The sequence below is a fragment of the Rhodococcus sp. FH8 genome (assembly GCF_019266085.1).
GTDB lineage: Bacteria > Actinomycetota > Actinomycetes > Mycobacteriales > Mycobacteriaceae > Rhodococcus_F > Rhodococcus_F qingshengii.
Genome location: NZ_LPNQ01000039.1, coordinates 1 through 8,489, shown reverse-complemented (window position 1 = coordinate 8,489; position 8,489 = coordinate 1). Strand labels below are relative to the sequence as shown.

Here is an 8,489-nt window from a genome sequence, read left to right as displayed (position 1 = left end):
CGCCGCAGCTTCCGCGGAGGGCTCGGCCCTCTTCTTCGTCACATTCTCCAGTGTCGTCATCTCGGCACCTCCTCGCCGAGCATTCACTCAGCGTCTCGGGCCAAAACACCGATTACGAAACAGTCCCCGGACGCAGGCCTCGCAGTCCTGGTGGGCTGTACACTTCTCGCTGCGGCTGCGCTGTTGGGGTATACGTGGTGGTCGTGGAACTCTTCCGCACCACGGCGGGCAGAAGACATGGCTGATGATTATGTGTTGACCCACGGGGGTTTCCGAGCCAATTCTGTTGTATTTGAGCGCTCTCGCCGCCGATCCCACGGCCAAAGGAACGGCGGCGCATCGGGACCCTGCCGATGGGTTGGCTCGAATGGAGGGAAAGGCTGCGGACACAGGGCGGTACCGCGTCGGTTTTGACGGTTCGGCTCGTGCTTGGTTCGTGTGAGGATTACTGCTGCCCGCCGGCCTTCTCGGGTGCGAGGGCACGACTGACGGAGGATCTGCCGACACGGAGTGTCGAAGCTATCGTGTCGAGGCTTTTGCCCTGTTCACGCATCGTGCGGGCGAGTTCGGTGCGTTCGGGGGTCATGACGGTGGGCCGGCCGCCGTGTCGACCTTGGCGTCGAGCGGCTTCGAGGCCGGCGTGGGTGCGTTCGACGATCATGCGGCGTTCCATTTGGGCGAGGGCTGCCATGATGTGGAATAAGAATTCGCCGCCTGCGGTGGTTGTGTCGAATCCTTCGGTGAGGGAACGGAATGCGATACCACGTTCGCCGAGGTTGTGGACTGTGTCGATGACGTGGCGGACGGATCGTCCGAGGCGATCAAGTTTCCAGACGACAAGGACATCACCGTCGTGATCGCGTAGGTAGTTCAGGCATTCGGTGAGCTGGGGGCGCTGCGTTGTCGAGCCGGATTCGTAGTCGGTGAAGATGCGGATCGCGCCGGCTTGGCGGAGTGCGTGCTGCTGCAGCTCGGGGTTTTGTTCGAGGGTGGAGACGCGGGCGTATCCGATGATGCTCACAGTCTCGGTCCTTCTGGTCTGCTGCTGTGTTGTGGGATGGTGCGGCTGTTCATGAGTTGGTGGTCGACCTCGGGGCTCCAGTGGGTATGGAACTTGGTGGTGTCGAGGTCAGCAAGTTCGCGCTCCGGAGCGACTGGTGTGGGAGTTGGCCGAACCTGGGTCGACTGTGACTCGTGTTGTGATGCTTCGTCCGGTAGGCCTTTGAGCCCGTCGCAGACCAGGAAGAATACGTCCCGGGTGCCGCGATGTCGGATGTCTGTCAGCACGCTCATCGAAGAAATTGGCGCCCTCACCGCCGGGGCCGGCCCACAATCCGAGCACGTCGCGGTGTCCGTCGAGGCTAACGCCGATCGCGGCATAGATCGGCCGGTTTGCGACCTGACCGCCGGCGGACTTTGACGACGATCGCATCGACGAAAATCGCAGCGTATACCTCGTCGAGCGGTCGGGCAGCCCAGTCCTGTATCTATCTTCGAGCTGAACCACATACTTCGAGAACAGCGGACACTGTCCCCAGCGCCGCGGTCTATGACATCAACTACCCGTGCAGGCCACATTCAAACAGACGGCCAAGCGATGTGGTGCTGAAGAACGATCACGGCAATGCCCGCGAGAGCAGTCGTCGTTGCCAATCCGAGATAAGATCAGGAACAGTCCTGAGTCGACAGCGGCGCCAGGCCTGCCATGAGCCATGCAAGCAGCATCGGCCCCGAACAGATAGGCCTGCCATGAGCCATGCAAGCAGCATCGGCCCCGAACAGATAGGCCGACCAAGACCATGCCCCTGACAGTGAAGTACTCGCAAACCTACGGCGACGCATTGACCGCATTGGCTGCCGTAACCCAACGTCCGGTGAACGTCGTCAACCTCGCCGGGATGTACGCCATCCGCGTCGAGCTGGAATACAACCGCTACGTCGTCGCCACCAACACCCCGCACGGACTCTCGGATGACCCCGAGATCGAAGGCTCCTGGCTGGTGCGAATTTTTCAAACCAACGCCGACGACGCACTGGACGAACTACTCACCGCAGCCACCCAAGTCTGGATCATCGACGCCTTCGATTCTGCTCTCGAACAACTCGAAGCGGACGGCAACAAGATCCTCGCGGACGCAGACTTCGGCGACATCAGTCGCTCCGAAGGAGCAATCGTCTCTCCTACCGGCGAGGGGCTCGGCCTCGTCACTCTCGGCGAAGACGGCGCTCACGCTGAAGCGGTCCCGCCCCACTGAACTGACCGAGACGCGCCTCAAGCAGTGCATTCTGGGCTTCGAGGGAGAGAATCAACCGAACCCCCACCACGTTGACCCCCTCGTCGATCAGTGCGGTGATTCGGTCCAACGTGTTCAGATCCACGTCGCTGTACCGGCGCGTCCCCCCTGCAGTGCGAGTGGGGGCCAAAAGACCGCGCCGCTCATACAGTCGTAGCGTTTGAGGGCCCACTCCAGAAAGCTCCGACATCCCCGAAATCCCATAGACCCCTTGCTGTGAACGCTTGTTCGTCATCGCCACACCTGAGCGAATTCGGCCGACATCATCACGACTCCCTAACTGCATACGCACAAAAATTTAATCTGACCTCCACGATACATATTTTCTTCATTCGCGGAATAAAGTCCGGTAGAGACGTCGGGAGCACGGGGAACTCAGGTAGGCGATATACAGCCCCACGCGCGATCGAAACGGGCGCTGATCAACCGGACGAGATCATCATCGCTGATTGCCGAGTCGCCGAAGGCGATCGAATCCATCGGCATGCCGGCAATAACCGCGTTTCCCACAAGGCCGGTCATCGAACCATCACCACCGAACGCGACGGCGCAACCCGCCGCAACCACCTGCTCGATCACCCACCCACGATCGGACCCGGAGCCGCCGCGATAGCGAAGAAAACCGGATCCCTCATCCCATATCGATACGAACCACTCCACAACTTGCCCCTCCATATCGGCGCGCATAGACGTCCAATCCTTAGACACCAAAGGCGGGTTCTGCCAGCTTCTGCCCCTTCCACTCTGCTTCAATGCCCGCGATCTTCAGAAGACCTCCACACCTCTGGGCCCGCATAGATGGAAGCCCGAACGTGTACTCAGCGGTTATGTGCTCAACACGGATGAGAAAGAAGGGAGCCCTCGGCCGTTGACGGAGAACGAAATCTCCGCAGATCAGGAAACTACGCAACAACCAATGACGCAGCCCCTTTCAATCGGTGGACAGCTCGGCAGCTGTTCATAATCTGTATCCGATGGTATAGATTTTAGAGTGTTGTTGACGTAGGTACGAAGAAAGCACTCACAGAGTCGGGAGCCCGATAATGACGATCGCCGTCTCACCAACTCGGCACAGCGAGATCAGCTTCACCTGCGCGAGCTGGGGTGCAGCGGACGTCGGGCGGCGTATCGCTTCGATGCTTCGAGGCATCCCGCGTGGGCCTTTCATCGATGTCGCGTTGGTGGTCATGGCAGCTGTTGTCCTGGGCCTCACGGTGGGGTGGCTGCTTACCAACGTCGCCGCAGGCTTGGCAATTACGCTCGGCACCGCGGTAGCTTTCCGCTTCGTTCTAGGCACGCTCACTACGTGAGAGACCACAGTTCGCTGCCGCAACTCACCTCGCGACATCGAGCGGCTTCGAAGTCGGCGACATCCCCCGACGCCACCGTCCATCCCAGTCCAGTCCAGGAGGAACTTATGCCATCACGTAATACCGTCATTCGCAGTCTGCACGACCTCGGAGCAGCAGCATGGTTCGGCGGCTCGCTGATGGGGGCAGTCGGTCTTAACGGCGCCGCCGATGCGGTTCGTGACCCCCAGGACCGCGCACGGGTCGCCTCGTTGGGATGGGCGAAATGGGCTCCGGTCAACGCGGCCGCTATCGGTGCTCACCTCGTCGGCGGCGGGGCACTGCTGTATGCGAACAGGGACCGAGCGCAACACCAGGGCGGGGTCAAAGCGAACACGATCACCAAGATCGTTGTCACGGGCGCTGCCCTTGCGGCGACCGCATACAGCGGTGTCCTCGGAGCCAAGATCGCCACAGCAGACGGCGAATACGTCGAGGGTGCTACCGAACCGGCGCCCTCGACCCCCGACGAGGTCACCGCCGCTCAGCGGCAACTGCAGTATGTGCAGTGGGCTCTGCCGGCTCTGACCGGGGCCATCGTCGTTCTGGGAGCGCAGCAGGGCGAGCAGCAACGCCCCGCACAAATTCTCACCGGGCTCGGTTCCACTCTGGCCCGTCGTGTCCGCAAGTGAACCCGCACTGTTTCCCGAACAGACACGATTGATGATGCAAAACAGTGACAGTTCGACGATTACGGTGGAGGACGCTCGACTGCTGCGCGGAGGGCAGGTAATCGGAGTTGACGGCGATGTTATCGGTGTGATCGGGTCGTTGCTTCTCGATCCGATCACAGCGTCACCGCATTGGGTGACTGTGGACTTCGATGACGCTGGGTATGCCTTGGTTCCCCTGACTGGTGCTTATCGTGACGGGCAAAGCCTGCGAGTGCCGTTCACCGGCGCCCAGGTCAGCGCTGCACCGGAGCGGGGACATGTCGATGCTCTAACTCCTGATGACGAACAGGTTTTGCGCAACTACTACGTACAAGTTCGAGCGAGAGGAACTGATCAGAGATGACCGGCGCTGACACCGCTCCGGTCGAGGCGGACCCGGACGACCCTCGCAAACCGCAGTCGCCGACCGAGCTGACGAAATCGTCGTGGCTCTACGTACTGCGCTCGACCGCTCGCCAGTTCTCGCGTGATCAGTGCACTGACCTCGCGGCTGCGTTGACGTATTACGCTGTGCTGTCGCTGTTTCCGGCGATCCTGGCAGTGGTTTCCCTTCTCGGAGTATTCGGCCAAGGTCAGTCGACCGTGGATGCGGTTTTGCAAATTGTCGGCGCCCTCGGTCCATCCTCGGCAGTGGATACCCTGAGGGGACCGATTCAGCAGCTCGTGCAAGCCCCGGCGGCTGGGTTCGCCCTCATCGCCGGTATCGCGGGCGCGCTATGGTCCGCTTCCGGGTATGTCGGAGCGTTCGGGCGTGCGATGAACCGCATGTACGAGGTCAACGAAGGCCGTCCAGTGTGGAAACTTCGGCCGGTGATGCTGCTGGTGACTATCGTCGCGTTGACGTTGATCGGTTGCGCTGCAGCGATGTTGGCGATCAGTGGGCCCGTTGCACGAGCGATCGGCGATGTGATCGGGGCGGGAGACACCGCCTTGACTGTCTGGAATATCGCTCGCTGGCCGGTGGTGCTGGTGTTCGTCGTTCTCGCCGTTGCGATTCTGTATTACGCCACTCCGAACATCCAGCAACCGAAGTTTCGGTGGATCAGCGGCGGCGCCGCCCTGGCCATTGTGGTGTGGATCCTCGCATCGGTCGGTTTCGGGTTTTACGTCGCCAACTTCAGCAGCTACAACAAGACCTACGGCTCCCTCGCCGGCGCGATCGTGTTCCTGCTGTGGTTGTGGATCACCAACCTTGCACTGCTGTTCGGCGCAGAACTCGATTCCGAACTCGAACGCGGACGACAACTTCAAGCCGGGATCGCCGCCGAAGAACAACTCCAACTCCCGCCCAGAGACACTCGCGTCTCGGACAAGAACGCCCAGAAAGACGCCGACGAGGTCGAACGTGGGCGAGAGTTGCGTCAGGCGCACATCTCCGACCACGGTAGCGAAAAGTCCAGGGCTGCTAGTTCTGCCGACCCGTACCCACCGAAACCGGGAGGAACACCGATGAGTGATCCCACACGCGACCACGCTGAGCGCACCCCTACGCCGAACTCCCCCCAAGCGGCGGACTTGTCGACCGTTCAACTCGTCGAGCGACTCACCGAGCAAGTGTCGACACTGGTGCGCACTGAAATCGCCGCCGGACTGGACGAAGTCAAAAACAAAGGCACCCGACTCGGGATCGGGATCGGCATCTCCGGAGCGGGAGCCGTCTTGGCGTTGTTCGGACTCGCAACTCTGATCGCCGCAGCAGTACTCGGACTCGCCACCGTCGTTGCCCCCTGGCTCGCAGCGCTGATCGTCGGCGTTACTGTTCTGATGATCGGCGGAGCGGTGGCCGCGGTGGGCGCAACCCGATCCAAGAAGGCACTACCACCAGTTCCGCAGGACACCGCGGCCAGCGTCAGCGAAGACATCTCCACCATCAAGAAGGGCATCCGATGACCGACAGTCATGACAACCCGTCCGAGAGCATTCCACCTGGGGCGACCGCGTCGACTGACCCGGAGCGGAGCGTGGAAGAACAGCGCGCCGATCTCGCGGACACCGTCGCCGCGCTCGCCGCCAAAGCGGATGTACCCGCGCGGGTGCAGGACAGTGCGAATGCACAGCTGCACGAAGCGAAAGCCTTTGCCAAAGAAAACCCGCAAATCCTCACCGCAGTCTCGCTCGGCATCGCCCTCGTCGCGTTGATCATCTTCCGCCGCAAGCGGTCTCACAGAAGGAGTGATCGATGAGCGCGGTCGTGAAAGCAATCTACAAACCGCTCTCCCTGGCGACGAGCGTGCTCGGCGGTATCGCCGCCGGCGTGGTGTTCAAACAGATTTGGAAGCGCGTCGACGACAACGACGCGGCCGCACCGAACCCGAAAGATCTCCACCGTAGTGTCCGAGAAGTATTGATTGCCGCAGTCATTCAAGGGGCATTCTTCGGCCTGGTCAAGGCAGCAGTGGACCGAGCCGGTGCCACCGGTTATCGTGCCTTGACTCACGAAGATCCGGTGTAGACGTTCTCGGTCACCGAGGTTGCCGAAATAAGTGGGTTGACTCTCGGCATCGAAAGATGCGCGGTCGGCGACGATGCCGCGGCTCGGCCTGGTCGATGGAACCAGTCGTGAGGACCGGCTCGCGTGAAGATACGACGCGCCGCACGGCCGGGGGACGCGGACGAACCGACCATCTTGGTGCAGGTGGGCAGACCAACGTTATTACCCGGGCAATAACCGATGTGCACCCTTCTCCGACGCCTTCGGCGTGGAGTACAGGACTGACGAGTCGCTGCGACAACGACAACGACGTCAACCCTCAGGCGTGATCCGGGCACCGCAACTCAGACGGTACGGTCCATCCGCTCGCTGTGAGCCACCGGCGCACCGGGTCCGGAAAACCATCACCACTGTGGGCGGCCTGGGCGAGATCGCCGGCGAGGATTCGGCCCGTCGCCGCACACCGCGCACGCGACATCGAAGGCCGGCGGCGGTTCGCACTGGTCGCAATGAGATCGGGCGATGACCGAACCAAGAAGGTCCGCGCGTTGGTGGGCGTCTTCGGCTCTGGTGCTCGGCTCGTAGCCGCAGAGGCAGATCCGCGGCGACAGCATCGCCACAACAGGGACCGCAGCCCACCATGTTCACCGGTACAGCCGACGAACTCGCAGCCCGGGTGCGTGTGTTGAGGTGCCCGTACACGGTGGTACGGGGAACGTTCATCGAACTGTGAGCGTGAGGCCTTCGCACTCGCGTGGTCGGTATGATTGTTTTCGGCGTCGAGCCCGGCTCGCAGCAACGCGTCGACCTGGTATGTCGACGGCCGTCGTAAGCTCCCCACTGGCGGCCATTTATGGCGCATTTTGTGGCCATGGTTTCTCCCCGCGTACGGCCAGATAGTTCCCCGGGCACTGTCACGTTAATCGAAAAGTGAAGCGGCGAAGGATGTTTGGGGCATTCTGTTACAGGGCACTGCTGGGGCAGTTCACTTTCAGGCGGCGACACCGGCCGCGGTGACTTCCTGCCAGACCGCGAAACGGTCGGCCATCTCGGCACGCCATTCGGGCGCGGTCAGTCGATACCGACCGGGCCGGAAATGCGGTGAGATCGAACTAAACGCGGACAGGAAACGTTGCGCGTGCCGGGCCGATGCGAACCGTTTCATCGCATGTTCCCGCTGTCTGGTGGGTTGATGCGAGTTCTCGGCCCGATTGTTCAAATACTTGGATCGGCGATGCTCGACCGAGGCCAGCATCTCGCGGTGAGCGACGCTGTAGCTGGTCAGCTTGTCGGTAACGATCACCCGCGGCACATACTGCAAGCCCTTGAGCAGCTTACGGAAGAATCGCTTGGCGGCGTTGCCGTTTCGGCGCGACTGGACCAGCACATCGAGCACGTTCCCGTGCTGGTCGACCGCCCGCCACAAGTAATGCAGTGTGCCGTTGATTTTTGGCAGCCGAGATCGAGGCCGTGTTCGGGGTGAAGCTGGTCTGTCCGGTGGATGAGTTCAACGCCTCCCGCCATGTCGGCGACGATTCGCCGGCGCTGGTGCCGCCTCCGACTCCGGAGCGCGTGCGGGAGTTCTTCGAGTTCATGAAGGCGCGCATCATCACCGCCCGAAAATATGGGCCGGCAGCTCGGGACTACGCGCTGTTCCGGACGCTCTATCATGCCGGACTGCGCTCGGAAGAGGCTGCGCTGCTCGACCTTCCGGATGTGCATTTCGATCGTGGTCCGTTCG

The 8,489-nt window shown here is 61.7% G+C and carries 10 protein-coding genes and 3 pseudogenes; 8 read left to right on the top strand and 5 right to left on the bottom strand.

What is annotated here, in order from left to right; translation table 11 throughout:
• Positions 1 to 445 precede the first annotated feature (445 nt).
• Both ATN38_RS00445 and ATN38_RS00440 read right to left on the bottom strand, forming a co-directional pair.
• Complete coding sequence (locus ATN38_RS00445; protein ID WP_003943371.1) at positions 446 to 1,021, bottom strand: recombinase family protein; 576 nt, start codon at positions 1,019 to 1,021, stop codon at positions 446 to 448.
• Between the two features lie 188 nt (positions 1,022 to 1,209).
• Positions 1,210 to 1,478 (bottom strand): annotated as a pseudogene (locus tag ATN38_RS00440) (transposase); the annotation flags it as partial.
• A 333-nt stretch (positions 1,479 to 1,811) separates the two neighbouring features.
• Between ATN38_RS00440 and ATN38_RS00435 the strand changes: the two are divergent.
• Positions 1,812 to 2,255, top strand: a complete 444-nt coding sequence (locus tag ATN38_RS00435; RefSeq protein WP_308255705.1) for a hypothetical protein — start codon at positions 1,812 to 1,814, stop codon at positions 2,253 to 2,255.
• Here the strand turns inward: ATN38_RS00435 and ATN38_RS00430 are convergent.
• Both ATN38_RS00430 and ATN38_RS00425 read right to left on the bottom strand, forming a co-directional pair.
• The gene (locus ATN38_RS00430; RefSeq protein WP_073513721.1) at positions 2,206 to 2,529 is read right to left on the bottom strand and encodes a MerR family transcriptional regulator; all 324 of its coding nucleotides are present in this window, start codon (positions 2,527 to 2,529) and stop codon (positions 2,206 to 2,208) included. The two genes, ATN38_RS00435 and ATN38_RS00430, sit on opposite strands and share 50 nt — an antisense overlap.
• A gap of 140 nt (positions 2,530 to 2,669) precedes the next feature.
• Positions 2,670 to 2,873 carry a hypothetical protein gene (locus ATN38_RS00425; protein ID WP_149357456.1) on the bottom strand — a complete coding sequence of 68 codons (204 nt, stop codon included), beginning with the start codon at positions 2,871 to 2,873 and terminating at the stop codon, positions 2,670 to 2,672.
• 464 nt (positions 2,874 to 3,337) lie between these two features.
• Between ATN38_RS00425 and ATN38_RS00420 the strand changes: the two genes are divergently transcribed.
• The 6 genes from ATN38_RS00420 (at position 3,338) to ATN38_RS00395 (ending at position 6,769) form a co-directional block, all read left to right on the top strand.
• Positions 3,338 to 3,604 carry a hypothetical protein gene (locus ATN38_RS00420; protein WP_037130799.1) on the top strand — a complete coding sequence of 89 codons (267 nt, stop codon included), beginning with the start codon at positions 3,338 to 3,340 and terminating at the stop codon, positions 3,602 to 3,604.
• A gap of 107 nt (positions 3,605 to 3,711) precedes the next feature.
• A complete protein-coding gene (locus ATN38_RS00415) occupies positions 3,712 to 4,275 on the top strand; it encodes a hypothetical protein (RefSeq protein ID WP_003943350.1) in 564 nt (187 codons plus the stop codon).
• Positions 4,262 to 4,660, top strand: coding sequence for a hypothetical protein (locus ATN38_RS00410; protein WP_256670337.1), 399 nt, complete (start codon positions 4,262 to 4,264; stop codon positions 4,658 to 4,660). Before ATN38_RS00415 ends, ATN38_RS00410 begins: the two co-directional genes overlap by 14 nt.
• Positions 4,657 to 6,207 carry a YhjD/YihY/BrkB family envelope integrity protein gene (locus tag ATN38_RS00405; protein ID WP_149357457.1) on the top strand — a complete coding sequence of 517 codons (1,551 nt, stop codon included), beginning with the start codon at positions 4,657 to 4,659 and terminating at the stop codon, positions 6,205 to 6,207. Before ATN38_RS00410 ends, ATN38_RS00405 begins: the two co-directional genes overlap by 4 nt.
• A 71-nt stretch (positions 6,208 to 6,278) precedes the next feature.
• On the top strand, positions 6,279 to 6,500 hold the full coding sequence (locus ATN38_RS00400; protein WP_003943397.1) for a DUF3618 domain-containing protein: 222 nt from the start codon (positions 6,279 to 6,281) through the stop codon (positions 6,498 to 6,500).
• Complete coding sequence (locus ATN38_RS00395; protein WP_003943358.1) at positions 6,497 to 6,769, top strand: DUF4235 domain-containing protein; 273 nt, start codon at positions 6,497 to 6,499, stop codon at positions 6,767 to 6,769. Before ATN38_RS00400 ends, ATN38_RS00395 begins: the two co-directional genes overlap by 4 nt.
• Before the next feature lie 970 nt (positions 6,770 to 7,739).
• Here the strand turns inward: ATN38_RS00395 and ATN38_RS00390 are convergent.
• Positions 7,740 to 8,198, bottom strand: a pseudogene (locus ATN38_RS00390) (transposase); the annotation flags it as partial.
• On the opposite strand from ATN38_RS00390, the pseudogene ATN38_RS00385 reads away from it, so the two are divergent.
• Positions 8,198 to 8,489, top strand: a pseudogene (locus ATN38_RS00385) (hypothetical protein); the annotation flags it as partial. The pseudogenes ATN38_RS00390 and ATN38_RS00385 sit on opposite strands and share 1 nt — an antisense overlap.

Coding starts and splice junctions, on each gene's coding strand:
- ATN38_RS00415 (WP_003943350.1), top strand. CDS start 3,712: ATGCCATCACGTAATACCGTCATTCGCAGTCTGCACGACCTCGGAGCA.
- ATN38_RS00395 (WP_003943358.1), top strand. CDS start 6,497: ATGAGCGCGGTCGTGAAAGCAATCTACAAACCGCTCTCCCTGGCGACG.
- ATN38_RS00430 (WP_073513721.1), bottom strand. CDS start 2,529: ATGACGAACAAGCGTTCACAGCAAGGGGTCTATGGGATTTCGGGGATG.
- ATN38_RS00420 (WP_037130799.1), top strand. CDS start 3,338: ATGACGATCGCCGTCTCACCAACTCGGCACAGCGAGATCAGCTTCACC.
- ATN38_RS00405 (WP_149357457.1), top strand. CDS start 4,657: ATGACCGGCGCTGACACCGCTCCGGTCGAGGCGGACCCGGACGACCCT.